Below are 12,874 nucleotides of genomic sequence, written 5' to 3' on the forward strand. Positions count from 1 at the left end.
GGACGCTCCCGGGTTCCCCAGATTCGGTAAGACCCGGGCGCCGGCCACCGCCGCGCCAGGAGAGGAGAGGCATGGCGTCACCAGCAACCACGCAGACGGTCCGGCCGCTCGACACACTGCGCTTCGACACCTCGGGGCCCCCGCAGATCACGAGCGTCATCGCCGACCACCTGCGGCTGCTCGGCGCACGGACGGACCGCCCCGCACAGGAGGACGCGTCCACCGGCACCGCCACCACCACAGGTGGCACCACGCTCATGGGTGGCGGTTTCGACCCGGCGCACGCGAGCGCCACCTGGGCGGATCCCCTGAGCGGGCTCGCCGACGAGGCCACGGTCCAGGCCGCGACCGGCATCATGGCCGTGCACGGCAGGCGCGACGGCAGCCCGCGTGGCCTCGCCGTCGACTACGCGGCCACCGCCACCGGAGTCCTGGCCGTGCAGGGGCTGCTCGCGGCCCTCGTGGGCCAGGCCCGCGGCGGTGCCGCCCGCGCGGTCACCACCAGCGCGGACCGGGCGGGCCTGCTCGCGGTCTCCCAGTACCTCGCCGCCGCCGGGGCCGACGAGGGCGAGGCCGCCGAACTCGCCGCCGGAGGACCTCCGTTCACCTCCGCCGACGGCGTCCTCTTCGAACTGGAGACCCTCGATCCGGGCGCCTGGGCGGCCTTCTGGAAGGCCCTGGAGGCGCCCGCGGAGGCCCTGAGGGCCGGCTGGCGGCCCTTCCAGTTCCGCTACGCCACCGCCTGCGCCCCCTTCCCGGCGGCCCTCCACCTCACGGCCCGGTCCCACTCCTGGGAGCGGATCCGCCGGGCCGCGGCCGCCTACGGCACCGAGGTGTGCGCCCTGCACCCGCTCGCGGGACGGGCCGCGGAGCGGGCCGCGGAACACGACGGCGCCGCCCCCTGGTCCCTGTCACGGTCGGCCACCGGACGTCTCACCGCCAGGTCGGCCCGGCTGCCCGACGAGGCACCCTCCGGCGGGCCTCTGGCCGGGCTGACCGTGCTGGAGGCGGGCCGCCGGATCCAGGCCCCGCTCGCGGCGCATCTGCTCGGGCGCCTCGGCGCCGACGTGATCCGGATCGAACCGCCGGGCGGCGACCCCCTGCGCGGCATGCCCCCGGCCTGTTCCGGGATCTCGGCGCGCTGGCTCGCCCTCAACCGGGGCAAGCGGGCCGTGGAGATCGACATCAAGCAGGAGGCCGACCGCCGACGGCTGCGGGAGCTGGCGGCCGGGGCCGACGTCTTCCTGCACAACTGGGCGCCGGGCAAGGCCGCTGAGCTCGGCCTGGACTCCGGGGATCTCGCACGGGTCAATCCCGCGCTCGTCTACGCGTACACCAGCGGCTGGGCCGACCGGATCGAGCACGCCCCCATGGGCACCGACTTCATGGTCCAGGCCCGTACGGGCGTCGGCGAGGCCGTCCGTCCCGAGGGCGAGGCCCCGGCGCCCTCGCTGATGACCCTGCTCGACGTACTGGGCGGACTGCTCGGCGCCGAAGCCGTCCTCGCCGGGCTGCTGCTGCGCGAGCGCACCGGCCACGGCGTACGGGTGGACTCCTCCCTGCTCGGCGCGGCCGACACGCTGACCGCCCCCGCCCTGCGCCGGGCGGCCCGCGGGGAGAACCCCCGCCGGCCGGCCGGATTCCGGTTCCCGCGACCGACGGCGGACGGCTGGCTCGCGCCGGCCGACGCCGACGCCGGAGCCGTGGCCGCCCACGACATGGGCGGCCTGTCCACGGCCGAGGCCCTGGCCCGGCTGCGCGAGCACGGGCTGACCGCGACCGCGGTCACCACCGAGCTGTCCGACCTGCACCACGATCCGCGCTTCACCGGCTCGATCAGCCGCGACGCGCACGGCGCCCCCGCAGTCCCCGACCCCTGGAGCTTCGAATGACCGCCGACAGGCTCGTACTGCACGACCTGCTGCCCGCCGAACTCCGCCGGTCCTGGGTGGTCGACGGGACCTGCCCCGACCTCGACCTCTACAGCCTCTTCCGGGCACGCCAGATCGCCGACCTGCACCGCACGGCCGTCCTCGACGCAAAGGGCAAGCTCTGCTACACCGCGCTGGACCGCAAGGTGCGATGTCTGGCCACCGGCCTGCGGGAACTCGGGATCGGCCCGGGCGACGTGGTCGGCGTGCAGCTCCCCAACAACCGCTTCGCCGTCATCGCCGATCTCGCGCTCGCCGCGCTCGGCGCGATCGCGCTCCCGTTCCCGGTGGGCCGGGGCGTCCTCGAAGCCGAGTGCCTGCTGCGCCGCGCCGAGGCCGTCGCCGTCATCGCGGCCACCGAACACCGGGAATTCCGGCACGCGGCGGATCTGAGCACGCTCGCCGGGGCGCTCCCGGCCCTGCGCCACGTCATCGCCGCAGGCCCCGGAGCCGCGCCTGAAGGAACGATTCAGCTGTCCGGGCTGCTGCGGTCCGACCCCAGCGGATTCGTTCCCGCCCGGCCCGATCCCGACAGCGCCGCACGCATCCTCGTGTCCTCCGGCTCCGAGGCCGAGCCGAAGATGATCGCGTACTCGCACAACGCGCTGGCCGGCGGTCGAGGCAACTTCCTCGCCTCCCTCATCCCGGACCGCACCCCGCCTAGCTGCCTGTTCCTCGTACCGCTGGCGTCCGCGTTCGGGTCCAACGGCACCGCCGTCACCCTCGCCCGGCACGGCGGCACCCTCGTCCTGCTCGACCACTTCACCCCGGAAGCGGCCCTCGAGGCGGTACGCGAACACCGGCCGACGCACATCCTCGGGGTGCCCACGATGGTCCGCATGATGCTCGAACGGCTCGACGGGACGGACGAGAAGCTGCCCGCGCCCACCGCACTGGTCCTCGGCGGAGCGCCGCTCGACGAGACCACCGCGACCGCCGCGGCCGAGGCCTTCGGCTGTCCCGTGGTGAACCTCTACGGCTCCGCCGACGGCGTCAACTGCCACACCGGACTCGGCAACACGGTGCCGCCCACCGACGGATCCGGGGTCGTCGCAGGCCATCCCGACCCCCGGGTCGCCGAGATCCGCATCGCGGACCCCGACACGCACGAACCGCTGCCCGACGGCGCCGTCGGCGAGATCATCTCGCGCGGTCCGATGACCCCGCTGTGCTACGTGGGCGCGCCCGAACTGGACGCCCGCTACCGTACGCCCGACGGCTGGGTCCGCACCGGTGACCTCGGGTACCTCGACTCCGACAGCGTCCTGCACATCGTGGGCCGCCTCAAGGACATCGTCATCCGCGGCGGCGCCAACATCAGCCCGGCGGAGGTGGAACGCGAACTCACCGCGCACCCCCAGATCCGGGACGTGGCCTGCGTCGGCGTGCCGGACCCGCTGATGGGGGAGCGGCTGGCGGCCTGCGTGGTGCCGCGCGGCGGGCAGCCCCTCACCCTCGCCTCCCTCGGCGAACACCTCACGCGGCGCGGACTGGAACGGCGCAAACACCCCGAGCGGCTGCTCCTGATCGCCGAACTGCCCCTGACGGCGGCCGGCAAACCGGACCGCGCGGCCCTGCGCGAGCGCCTGGCGGCGACCTCCACGACGGCCCCGCCGCTCGCCCAGGCGGGCTGAGGCACGGGGCCCGGCGGCAGACCACACCCGCCGGGCCCCACCACCCGGCCGAAGCCCGCCCTCACGGGCCGTACGGGGCGTACGGCCCGTGAGGGCCGGCGGCCGAGGTGCGGCGGAGCGCCCCGCGGAGCGGTGAGCCGGTCCACCCGGCACCGGCCGGTTCCCGCGGGGCTGCTCGGGGGCGGTCGGTCAGGAGGCGCCCATGGCCTTCTTCAGTTCGGCCGCGGCGTTGCGGTAGACCGGCAGGAGGTCGAGGTCCTCGCCGGGGTAGTTGACGATCTTGACCTGCTTGGCGCCGGAGTCGGGCAGTACCGTGCCGGTGGACATGTGCGCGTTGTCCAGCACCAGCTCCGGCTTCTTCGCCGCGAGTTCGGCCAGCTGTGCCGGGGTCACGGCCTCGGGGCCGTACGTGCCCACCGGGGTGGCGCCCGCGAGCTTCGCCGACCACGCGGTGAATACCTGGGTGACGACCGAGGGGCTCTTGCCGCCGGGCCACCCGGCCTGGACCTCCTTGTTCAGCTTCGCGTACTCCGTCTCGAAGCCGGCCTTCCACTTCGTGGCCGCGTCCGCCGTGCCGAAGAGGGCTCCCAGCTTGTCGACCTCGGCCTTGACCTTGTCGGGGTCGTTGTCGAGGTTCACCTCGACCAGCTTCGCCTTCGAGCCCGAAGCCTCCTTGATCTTCGCGGCGTACGGCTCGAACGGCGCGTAGAGCACGAAGTCGGCCTTGGCCACGGCGGCGAGGTCCGACGGCTTGGGGTCGTAGTCCGGGGCGTGGTGGACGGACTGCGGCACGATGACCTTGACGTCCTCGGCGCCCGCGGCCTTCGCGAAGGCGCCCTCCCAGGTGGTGGTGACGACCACGACCGGCTTCTTGGCCTGCGGCTGCGGGCCGTCCTGGGACTTCGCGTCCTGGGGCGAGGGGGTGTTCGCGCAGGCGGCGGTCAAGGCGAGCGCCGCGCTCAGTGCGAGGAGGGAAGAGATACGGACGCGGGTGCGCGCCATGAGCTGATTCTCCGTTCGGGTATGAAATGCACCGCGAGGACCAGTGCCCCCGCGGTCAGGACGAGGACCGGGCCGGGCGGCCAGTCCAGCCACAGGGCCAGCAGGAACCCCGTCAGATTCACCGCCACGCCGATGCCCACCGCCCAGAGGGTGATCGACTTCAGTGAGCTGCCCAGGCGGCGGGCGGCGAGTGCGGGCAGCAGGGTCAGGGCGTCGACGAGCAGGGCGCCGGTCAGTTTGATCGCCCCGGCGACCGCGATGGCGACCAGTACCAGCAGGGCGGCCGTCAGCGCCCGTACCGGTACGCCGGAACACAGGGCGAGTTCGCGGTCGTACAGGAGGAGGCCGATCTCGCGGCGCCGCCACCAGAACAGGCCCGGAACGGCGACGGCCAGGACGCCGAGGACGACGAGATCCGGCGTCCCGACCGACAGGATCGACCCCCAGAGCAGGGCGAAGGCGCCGGAGGCGTTGACTCCGGACACGGCCAGCAGGAGCAGCGCCGCCGCGATGGCCAGGCTCATCAGCAGGCCCATCGCCCCCGACAGGCCGTCCGGGGTCCGGGCGAGCGGGGCCACGCCCGCGCCGGCCAGCGCACAGGCCACCAGCGCGCACAGCATGGGGTCGAGTCCGGTGAGCAGTCCGACGGCGATGCCCAGCAGGGCCACGTGCATCATCGCGAACCGGACCGGCATGATGTCGAGCCCGACGATGACCACGCCGATGACGGGCAGGCCGATCGCGGCCAGCAGCAGGGCCACGCCCGCCCGTTGTACGGGCAGCAGCTGGAGGAGTTCGCCGAGGTCGGCGGTGGCCAGGTTCACCGGACCTCCCGCAGGTGGCCCGCGGCCATCTCCAGTACGCGGTCGCAGCGGTCCGCGAGGGCCCGGTCGTGCGTCACCACGATGAGGGTCACAGGCAGGGAGGTGAGGACGTCCGCGGCCTCCGACTGCCCGTCGAAGTCGAGCGCGGCGGTGGGCTCGTCCGCCAGGAGCAACTCGGCTCCCGCGGCGATGCATCCGATCGCCCGGGCGAGGTACATCCGCTGCAGCTGGCCGCCGGAGAGGGTGTGCAGGGGCCGCCCGACGAGCGGGCCCACACCGAGCCGTTCGGCGGCCTCGGCCGCCTCCGCCGGAGCGTTGCTGCCGGCCAGCAGTTCTGCGCCGAGCAGGGGGAAGCGGCCGGCGGCCGGCTTCTGCGGGATCCAGGCGCAGGCCCGGCGCCGCCAGGCCCACTCGGCGGGCGACCGGCCCTCGCGGCCGCCGACCAGGATCGAGCCCGTCGTCTGACGGTGCAGACCGAGGACGGCGCGCAGCAGCGTCGTCTTGCCCGAGCCGTTGGTACCGGTCAGGGCCACGCGCTCACCGGCGGCGATCTCCAGATCGACGTCCGAGACGGCCTCCACCCGGCCGTGCCGGCACACGACCTCCCGCATGCGCACATCCAGCCCGCCCATCACACGCCTCCTCCGCCGCCGCGCGGGAAGGCGAGGATCCGCCTCCCACGCGGCAGTAGTCGGACGGGGGGCGCCCGGGGTTCCCGGCGGACCAGGACCGATTCCGTGGAGAGCCGCAACGTCGACCCGGACGGAGGCGGATCCGGAGCCGACTCCGGCCGTGCTCAGACCGGGTGGCCGTCGGCGTCCGTGTGGTCCTTCTGGCCGGAGAACTTGTTCAGGAACACGTCGAAACGGCCGTCGGGGCGGCGGGTCATGGTCGCGCCGTCCTGCCAGATGCCGTTCTCGGGCCACCACTGGCTGCCGTACGCGTCGCCCTGGTTCTGGTGGATGTTGTGGACGCCCAGCCCGGTGTCGAACGGTTCGCCGAAGACCAGGATCGGCCGCCCGACGGCGAGGATCGGCTCGAAGGCGTTGGCGGCTTCGACGTTGGAGCCCGATGTCCAGGGCGGGGAGGACTTCAGCAGCCGGTCGAGGAGTTCGCCCAGCGGGCCGGGCAGCCACCCGGGCCACTCCTGGAGCCTGCGCAGTGCCGGATGGCGGAGGTAGTCGAGGGCTCCGGACCTGGGCACGCGGTCGAGGTCGTGGAACCCGGGCGCCATCGCGGCCACCGGGCCGAGTGCCGCCGCGTCCACGGTGAAGACCTTCCACTGCACACCGGTGTCCGAGTCGTGGCTGTCCACGTCGACGGCGCACTTGTGCCGTCCGTCCGGGGCGTCGACCCGGAGGTTGACGTGGAACCAGGCGCCCTCCGTGTCGGGGGTGTCGCGGAAGTGCTTGTGCAGGGTCCCGGCCAGCACCCCGTAGCGGTCGAATGGCATGTTCCCCAGTGAAGCACCGGGCCAGCCGGTCGGGTGGTTCTGGCGCGCGGGCGTGAGGGGGAACGGGGCGGACCGGACCGGGTGGCCCTACGGTCGGTCCCGTGCGGCCCCTTCGGACCGCGCGAGGCGCCTACGCAGAGGTCGAACCTTCATGAGTCTGAGCATCCGCAACCAGCTCGCGGGCACCGTCACCGCCGTCACCGTCGGCGAGGCCATGGCGACGGTCAAGGTCCGTCTGGCCGGCGGTCAGGAGATCACCGCCGCCATCACCGCCGACGCCGTCAAGGACCTCGGCATCACCCAGGGCTCCGCGGTGAAGGCGCTCGTCAAGGCCACCGAAGTGGCCCTGGCCACCGGCCCGGTCGAGAACATCTCCATCCGCAACCAGATCACGGGCACGGTGTCCGAGGTCGCCGTCGGCCCGGCCATGGCCGCCGTCAAGGTCAACGTGAACGGGGGCGGGCTGACCGCGGCCGTCACCGCCGACGGTGTCCAGTCGCTGGGCCTGGTCCCCGGCTCCTCCGTCGTGGCGCTGATCAAGTCGACCGAGATCTCCCTCGCCGGGGCCTGAACCGTCCGTACCGTTCATACCGTCCGCACCGTTGGCCGGTCCCGGCCTCGTACGGTCCCGGCCGCACTCAGATGCCCGGCGCCGCCAGGGCGCCGAACCATACGTGCGTGACCGCGCTGACGTAGCGCGCCCCGCACCGGTCCGAGGGCACCACCAGCTGCGCCCCGGATTCGTCCAGGTCCTCCCCGTCCAGCCGGGTGGCCAGCAGCACCGCACTGCCCCCGAAGTCGGCGTCCAGCTCGGCCCAGGCGAGGACGCTGTGGTGGCCGTCCCCGCCGCTGACCGCCAGCAGGAAGCGCGATCGGTCCTTGCGGCGCCGGGCGTCGAAGGCAGGCCCCGCGCTCGCGACCACGTCACGCAGCAGCACGCCCTCGAAGACGTGGTGCTGCGGGCCGTTCGTGGCGCAGTCGAACACCACCTTGGCCCGCTGCTGCTCCCATTCGCGCAGGTCGGCGACGCTGAGCAGGGCCGGGCGGTCGAGGTCTCCGTGCAGCACGAGTGTGGCCATACGAGCCCGATTCCCAGATCCCCTCGCCCGGGAAACGTATCTGCCATCCTCATCTCAGTATGTGAGTTGCATCTGGGCGCGTTCTACTCCCTTGTGGCTTGCATTTTCTGCCAGACGACATCGCGGGTCACCGGCATCTCCGTGAACCGCACCCCGGTCGCGTCCTGCAGGGCGTTGGCGAAGGCCGGACCCACCGGGTTGAAGGGGCTCTCACTCATCGACTTGGCGCCGAGCGGGCCGATCGCGTCCGAGGTCTCCATGAAGTGGACCTCCGTGCGCGCAATGTCCGCGTACTGCGGGAGCCGGTAACGGCGGAACGCCGCCGTGGTCACCTCCCCGCGCTCGTCCACCCGTACCGTCTCGAAGAGGGTCGCCCCCAGCGCCTGGGCCACGCCGCCCGGAGATCAGGCCGCTGCTACAGGCGGCGTTGGTGGATATCTCCGAGAAGGCGGAGCCGGGCCCCATGGTGGCGCCCGGGGTCTTCACGGTCACGCCGACCGTGTTGGCGTACGCGATTCCCGGTACGGCGAGGGCCAGCAGGGCGCTCACGACCAGAGCCTTTCCCGCGGACGGGCGCCGCAGAAGCATCTTTCGCATCAGAATGTCCCCTTCGGAGGTGGATCTCGGCCGGAGGCGGCCATGGCCGAACGGCCTCCGGCGCATCCGTTGTGGTTCTCGGGACCATCGGTCTGACCGAGGTGCTCGGCACGTGTCGAACCAGGTCGGTGGACAGCCGTGACGGGATGGGGTGTGCGGATTGCGCCTGCGGAATGTATCAGTCAGATAAGGCGGCAGATAAGGCCGATCTCATGATTTCATCTGGCAGATGCTGTACTCGTCGGTAGCTGAAGGCCGCTTTCGCGTCGGCGGGCTTTATCCGGAGATGAGGATTTTCCAATCCTTCGTCCCGTTCGCCGCGAATCCCTGGTGAGGCTCCTGAGGTCGAAGGGGCCGCTGAACCGACTGTCCGCAGAAGGGAAGGAGGTGAGTGCGATGACCGGTTCGCTGCGCACACGGCGCCTGGTCGTCGGAGCCGCGTCCGCCGGGCTGCTGGCCGGCGGGTCGCTGCTGGGCCTCTCCGGCACCGCGAACGCCGCCCCGGCTACGTCCGCCACGGTGAGCTCGACGCTCACCAGTGACCGAGACCGAGACCGCGATCGTGACCACCGCCACGACCGCCACGACCGCGACAACCGGTGGGACCGCCATGACCGGTGCACCTGGGTGAAGGGCCACTGGGAATCCAAGTGGCACCACGGCACCTGGCACCAGGGCTACAGCGACCACCACGGCAACTGGCACGACGGCTGGTGGGGCAACGGCCACTCGAAGCACTGGGTGCCCGGCCACTGGAACTGCCACAGCAAGTGGTAGCCCACAGCGCCACAGCGCCGTAGCGACGAAGCACCGACCTGGCACAAAGGGGTTCCGGGGTCACCGCCCCGGAACCCCGTCCGTTCCCGGCCCCCGGCCCCCGGTCCGGCCCGGATCCACCGGGGCCGCTCGCACAGCAGGAACCGTCATGGACACCGCAATCGCACCCCCGGCGCGGCCGAGGACCGAGCACCATCCACTGCCCTCCGGACCGCAGGCCGCCGCAGAAGCGCGCCGCAGCGCCGCGCGCACCCTGGCCCTGCACCCCGTGCGCTGCCCACAGGAGACCGCCTGCGACATCCTGCTGATCGCCTCCGAGCTCGCCACCAACGCGGTCCGGCACGCCATGCCCCCGTACGCGCTCACGATCAGCCTGGACCGGGGCCGGGCGGGCATCTGCGTCAGCGACGGCTCGCTCTCCCTGCCGCAGCGGGGCGACGGCCGCGGGACCGACGCCACCCGGGGGCGTGGGCTGCAGATCGTCCGGGCGCTCGGCGCGGACCTCTTCGTCAGCCGCTCACCGCGCGGCAAGCAGGTCATCGCAGTGATCACCTGGCGGGACGGCTGACCGGACGGTTCCCTCGAACGAGGGAACCGCGCGCCGTCCCGGAGCGGGAACGCCCTCCCATCCGCGGGCACCTCCGCTACGAAGAACCATCAGACCCATCCCCTGGACCTGTGGCCGGCACCGCCCTGCGCGGCGGTCCGGCCGCTGCTCTCCGGACAAGGACCACCATGCGATGGACACCCCGCCCCCGGCCGGACGCCACCGGCCGACCCTGCGTCTGGTCCCCACGGCCGGAGCCCGCACCATGAATCAGCCGAGCCCCCTCGGCCCCGAACCCACCGGCGGCCCCACCGACCGCACCGGCCTCCCCGAGGTCATGCGGCAGGTGGCCCACGGCGACAAAGAGGCGTTCTCCGTCCTGTACGACGCCCTCGCCCCGCTGGTCTTCGGGACCGTGCTCAAAGTCGTACGCGACCGGGCCCAGTCCGAGGAGGTCGCCCAGGAGGTCATGATCGACATGTGGCGGCAGGCCGCCCGCTACCGGCCCGACTCCGGGAGCGTGACCACGTGGGCGGCGACGATCGCCCACCGGCGGGCCGTCGACCGGGTCCGCTCCGCCCAGGCGTCCGCCGACCGGGAACGCGCGCAGGCCGCCCGCGAGCACCGGACGGCCTTCGACGAGGTCGCCGAACAGGTCGAGACCCGACTGGACAGCGAACAGGTCCGCCGCTGCCTGCGCGGCCTCACCGACCTCCAGCGCCAGGTGGTGACCATGGCCTACTACCACGGCCTGACCTACCGCGAGGTCGCCGAAGTCCTCCACGCGCCGCTTCCCACCGTCAAGACGCGCATGCGCGACGGACTGATCCGGCTCCGCGACTGCATGGGGGTGACCACATGAACCGGCACCGGTCCGACAGCCACGCCCTCACCGCCGCCTACGCACTGAACGCCCTGGACCCCGGCGAAGCCGAGCCGTTCACGGACCACCTCTCCCGGTGCGAGGACTGCCGCCTGGAAGTGGCCGAGTTCCAGGCCACCGCAGCCCGGCTGGCCGCCGCCGTGGCGCGGCAGCCCCCCGCCGCCATGAAGCAGCGGACCCTGGCGGCCGTCGACGCAGTGCGCCAAGTCCCGCCCCGGAGCTCCACCACCCTCCCCGCGGTCCCGCTGCGCGGCACGCTGCGCCGCAAGGCCGGCCGGTTCGCCGTGGCCGCGAGCGTGGCCGCCGCGGCCCTGTTCGCGGGCCTGGCCGCCTGGCAGAGCCAGGAGAGGAGCGACTACGAACAGCAGGCCCGGCAGATCGGGCGGCGCCTCGACGACGTCAGTACCGTCCTGGCCGCTCCCGACGCCCGCGCGGCCCACGGCCGCACCGGCAACGGGGCCTCCGCCACCGTCGTCTCCTCGGCCCTGCGCAACAAGGCCGTCTTCACCGCCGGCGGACTGCCCGAGCCCGTACCCGGCACCACCTACCAGCTGTGGCTGGACCACGACGGCACCATGCGCCCGGCCGGCTTCATCCACCAGGACGGAACGGTCCTCGTCGACGGCGACACGGCCGACGCCGCCGCGATCGGCCTCACCGTCGAACCCGCCGGAGGATCCCCGCAGCCCACCACGGCCCCCCTGCTCCTGATGGACCTTCCCGCCTGACCGCGCGCCGCTCACGGCGGCGGCAGGCCCTGGCCGGTCCCGTCGGGTGGGGCGGTCCCGTCGGGTGGGGCGGGCTCCGGAGGAACGGGCCGGGCCGTGGAATCGAACCGCCCGGTCTGGCCGGGGGGGGGGGGGTAGGCGACGGCATACCTGAGGTGGCCCTGGTAGGTCGCGGCCACGATCCGGGGCAGCACCGCGCCGAAGTCCTCGATGTCGAGTACCCCCCGGTCGGTCTTGGACGTCATCTGGTTACGGGACAACAGGTTCGGAATGGAGTCCGCCAGCAGGGAATTCAGTTCACGCTCGGCAGCCTGGCTCTGTGTGTCGTGCCGGTTCCAGGCGAGGAGGAGGCCGATCCCCGGCCTGCTGACCGCGTTCAGTTCGGTCAATCGCTCACGCAGTGCCGGGACCTTCGGCGCCCAGCGGTCCACGAGCAGGATCAACGGCCCGGTCGGACGGTCGCCGGCGACCACCCTGGCCACCTCCTCATCGAGCGTGGTGATGTCGACCTGGTTGTTCAGGTGGTAAGCCAGTTCGGTGGCCAGATGGGCCAGGGGCCTCTTCGAATTGGGGTGGTACGGATTCCAGTCGTCCAGGCCGGGGCCGTAGTACCGGGGGTCACGCCCAACAGGGAGATCGCGCAGGGTGGGCGCCACCACGGCGATCCGCAGGCTGTTCTCGTCCGGGGTCGGGGCGCCGAAGGCGCTCGGCGCCGACCGGTAGTCGACGCGGCGGCCCCGTTCGGCGGACCCGGCGAGGAGACGGAGGCGGGGCTCAGGGGGTCATGTCGTACGTGACCCACATGGTGCGGGTGGCGACCTGGTCGTACTTGGACCGTGCCCGGTGGTTGTCGTCGGCGGTGATCCAGCGGACCACGCTCCAGCCGCGCTCGGCCGCGAGCTCGCGCAGTGCGCCGAGCAGCAGGTCGGCGGCGCCCGAACCGCGGTGCTGCGGCGCCACGAACAGGTCGTCGAGGAAGCAGCCGACCGTCGCGGAGAGCGGGCGCGCGAACGGGCGGTAGTGGGCGAGGCCCAGGAGCCGCCCCTCGGTGTCCTCGGCCACCAGGGCGCCCACCTCGTGGCCGGGGTCGGTCACCCACGACCAGACCGTGGCGGCCGCCTCCTCGGTCTGCTCCACCCCGTAGAAGTCGGCGTAGCCGCGGTAGAGGGCGCGCCACTGGGCGAAATCGCCGGCCCGCACGGAACGCACGCTGATGTCGGACATAGGACCGGACTCCCGGGATCGAAGGAAAGCGGAGCGGAGCGGGGCGTTGCGCCGCCGCACCGGCAGCTTCGATCATGCTGGAGCCGGGCGGGCCCGGCAGGTGCCGGGGTGTCGAAAAGCCTGCCGTCTCGGCGCCACGATGTACGGGTGCGGCAGGCGAAGCCCCTGCGCCGAACACCGCTGTCGGCGCGCAGG

At 73.0% G+C, this 12,874-nt stretch carries 14 protein-coding genes and 1 pseudogene; 7 read left to right on the forward strand and 8 right to left on the reverse strand.

Annotation, left to right across the window (positions count from 1 at the left end):
• Nucleotides 1–71 precede the first annotated feature (71 nt).
• Together ACZ573_RS06475 and ACZ573_RS06480 are read left to right on the forward strand one after the other, a co-directional pair.
• Nucleotides 72–1,892 (forward strand): CoA transferase, encoded by a 1,821-nt coding sequence (locus tag ACZ573_RS06475; protein WP_471299845.1) that lies wholly within the window; start codon nt 72–74, stop codon nt 1,890–1,892.
• On the forward strand, nt 1,889–3,565 hold the full coding sequence (locus ACZ573_RS06480; RefSeq protein WP_471299848.1) for a class I adenylate-forming enzyme family protein: 1,677 nt from the start codon (nt 1,889–1,891) through the stop codon (nt 3,563–3,565). Before ACZ573_RS06475 ends, ACZ573_RS06480 begins: the two co-directional genes overlap by 4 nt.
• Before the next feature lie 189 nt (nt 3,566–3,754).
• On the opposite strand, the gene ACZ573_RS06485 is transcribed toward ACZ573_RS06480, so the two are convergent.
• From ACZ573_RS06485 to ACZ573_RS06500, 4 genes are all read right to left on the reverse strand, one after another.
• Nucleotides 3,755–4,567 carry a metal ABC transporter solute-binding protein, Zn/Mn family gene (locus ACZ573_RS06485; RefSeq protein ID WP_471299851.1) on the reverse strand — a complete coding sequence of 271 codons (813 nt, stop codon included), beginning with the start codon at nt 4,565–4,567 and terminating at the stop codon, nt 3,755–3,757.
• The gene (locus ACZ573_RS06490; RefSeq protein ID WP_301364667.1) at nt 4,525–5,391 is read right to left on the reverse strand and encodes a metal ABC transporter permease; all 867 of its coding nucleotides are present in this window, start codon (nt 5,389–5,391) and stop codon (nt 4,525–4,527) included. The genes ACZ573_RS06485 and ACZ573_RS06490 overlap by 43 nt, the downstream gene beginning before the upstream one ends.
• On the reverse strand, nt 5,388–6,023 hold the full coding sequence (locus ACZ573_RS06495; protein ID WP_030016709.1) for an ATP-binding cassette domain-containing protein: 636 nt from the start codon (nt 6,021–6,023) through the stop codon (nt 5,388–5,390). The genes ACZ573_RS06490 and ACZ573_RS06495 overlap by 4 nt, the downstream gene beginning before the upstream one ends.
• Nucleotides 6,024–6,187: 164 nt before the next feature.
• Nucleotides 6,188–6,844, reverse strand: a complete 657-nt coding sequence (locus ACZ573_RS06500) for a DUF2278 family protein (protein WP_471299855.1) — start codon at nt 6,842–6,844, stop codon at nt 6,188–6,190.
• A gap of 151 nt (nt 6,845–6,995) precedes the next feature.
• Here ACZ573_RS06500 and ACZ573_RS06505 point away from each other — a divergent pair, with 151 nt between their 5' ends.
• On the forward strand, nt 6,996–7,415 hold the full coding sequence (locus tag ACZ573_RS06505) for a TOBE domain-containing protein (protein ID WP_471299857.1): 420 nt from the start codon (nt 6,996–6,998) through the stop codon (nt 7,413–7,415).
• Between the two features lie 67 nt (nt 7,416–7,482).
• Here the strand turns inward: ACZ573_RS06505 and ACZ573_RS06510 are convergent, their stop codons facing one another.
• Entirely contained in the window at nt 7,483–7,923 is a 441-nt protein-coding gene (locus ACZ573_RS06510; RefSeq protein ID WP_471299859.1) for a molybdopterin-dependent oxidoreductase, read from the reverse strand.
• Nucleotides 7,924–8,006: 83 nt separating this feature from the next.
• Nucleotides 8,007–8,321, reverse strand: a pseudogene (locus ACZ573_RS06515) (molybdopterin cofactor-binding domain-containing protein); the annotation flags it as partial.
• A 595-nt stretch (nt 8,322–8,916) separates the two neighbouring features.
• Between ACZ573_RS06515 and ACZ573_RS06520 the strand changes: the two are divergent.
• From ACZ573_RS06520 to ACZ573_RS06535, 4 genes are all read left to right on the forward strand, one after another.
• Nucleotides 8,917–9,297: a hypothetical protein gene (locus tag ACZ573_RS06520; RefSeq protein ID WP_471299862.1), complete on the forward strand. Its 381-nt coding sequence runs from the start codon at nt 8,917–8,919 to the stop codon at nt 9,295–9,297.
• 148 nt (nt 9,298–9,445) lie between these two features.
• Complete coding sequence (locus tag ACZ573_RS06525; protein WP_471299864.1) at nt 9,446–9,865, forward strand: ATP-binding protein; 420 nt, start codon at nt 9,446–9,448, stop codon at nt 9,863–9,865.
• A gap of 244 nt (nt 9,866–10,109) precedes the next feature.
• On the forward strand, nt 10,110–10,706 hold the full coding sequence (sigK, locus tag ACZ573_RS06530) for an ECF RNA polymerase sigma factor SigK (protein WP_471300636.1): 597 nt from the start codon (nt 10,110–10,112) through the stop codon (nt 10,704–10,706).
• Complete coding sequence (locus ACZ573_RS06535; protein WP_471299867.1) at nt 10,703–11,455, forward strand: anti-sigma factor; 753 nt, start codon at nt 10,703–10,705, stop codon at nt 11,453–11,455. The genes sigK and ACZ573_RS06535 overlap by 4 nt, the downstream gene beginning before the upstream one ends.
• An 11-nt stretch (nt 11,456–11,466) precedes the next feature.
• Here the strand turns inward: ACZ573_RS06535 and fsxC are convergent, their stop codons facing one another.
• Together fsxC and ACZ573_RS06545 are read right to left on the reverse strand one after the other, a co-directional pair.
• Nucleotides 11,467–12,114 carry an FxsC protein gene (gene fsxC, locus ACZ573_RS06540; RefSeq protein ID WP_471299870.1) on the reverse strand — a complete coding sequence of 216 codons (648 nt, stop codon included), beginning with the start codon at nt 12,112–12,114 and terminating at the stop codon, nt 11,467–11,469.
• Nucleotides 12,115–12,229: 115 nt separating this feature from the next.
• Nucleotides 12,230–12,679, reverse strand: coding sequence for a GNAT family N-acetyltransferase (locus ACZ573_RS06545; protein ID WP_471299873.1), 450 nt, complete (start codon nt 12,677–12,679; stop codon nt 12,230–12,232).
• Nucleotides 12,680–12,874: the final 195 nt, after the last annotated feature.

Source organism: Streptomyces sp. NPDC040545 (assembly GCF_055595065.1).

Coding starts and splice junctions, on each gene's coding strand:
- ACZ573_RS06475 (WP_471299845.1), top strand. CDS start 72: ATGGCGTCACCAGCAACCACGCAGACGGTCCGGCCGCTCGACACACTG.
- ACZ573_RS06480 (WP_471299848.1), top strand. CDS start 1,889: ATGACCGCCGACAGGCTCGTACTGCACGACCTGCTGCCCGCCGAACTC.
- ACZ573_RS06485 (WP_471299851.1), bottom strand. CDS start 4,567: ATGGCGCGCACCCGCGTCCGTATCTCTTCCCTCCTCGCACTGAGCGCG.
- ACZ573_RS06495 (WP_030016709.1), bottom strand. CDS start 6,023: ATGGGCGGGCTGGATGTGCGCATGCGGGAGGTCGTGTGCCGGCACGGC.
- ACZ573_RS06500 (WP_471299855.1), bottom strand. CDS start 6,844: ATGCCATTCGACCGCTACGGGGTGCTGGCCGGGACCCTGCACAAGCAC.
- ACZ573_RS06505 (WP_471299857.1), top strand. CDS start 6,996: ATGAGTCTGAGCATCCGCAACCAGCTCGCGGGCACCGTCACCGCCGTC.
- ACZ573_RS06510 (WP_471299859.1), bottom strand. CDS start 7,923: ATGGCCACACTCGTGCTGCACGGAGACCTCGACCGCCCGGCCCTGCTC.
- ACZ573_RS06520 (WP_471299862.1), top strand. CDS start 8,917: ATGACCGGTTCGCTGCGCACACGGCGCCTGGTCGTCGGAGCCGCGTCC.
- ACZ573_RS06525 (WP_471299864.1), top strand. CDS start 9,446: ATGGACACCGCAATCGCACCCCCGGCGCGGCCGAGGACCGAGCACCAT.
- sigK (WP_471300636.1), top strand. CDS start 10,110: ATGAATCAGCCGAGCCCCCTCGGCCCCGAACCCACCGGCGGCCCCACC.
- ACZ573_RS06535 (WP_471299867.1), top strand. CDS start 10,703: ATGAACCGGCACCGGTCCGACAGCCACGCCCTCACCGCCGCCTACGCA.
- ACZ573_RS06545 (WP_471299873.1), bottom strand. CDS start 12,679: ATGTCCGACATCAGCGTGCGTTCCGTGCGGGCCGGCGATTTCGCCCAG.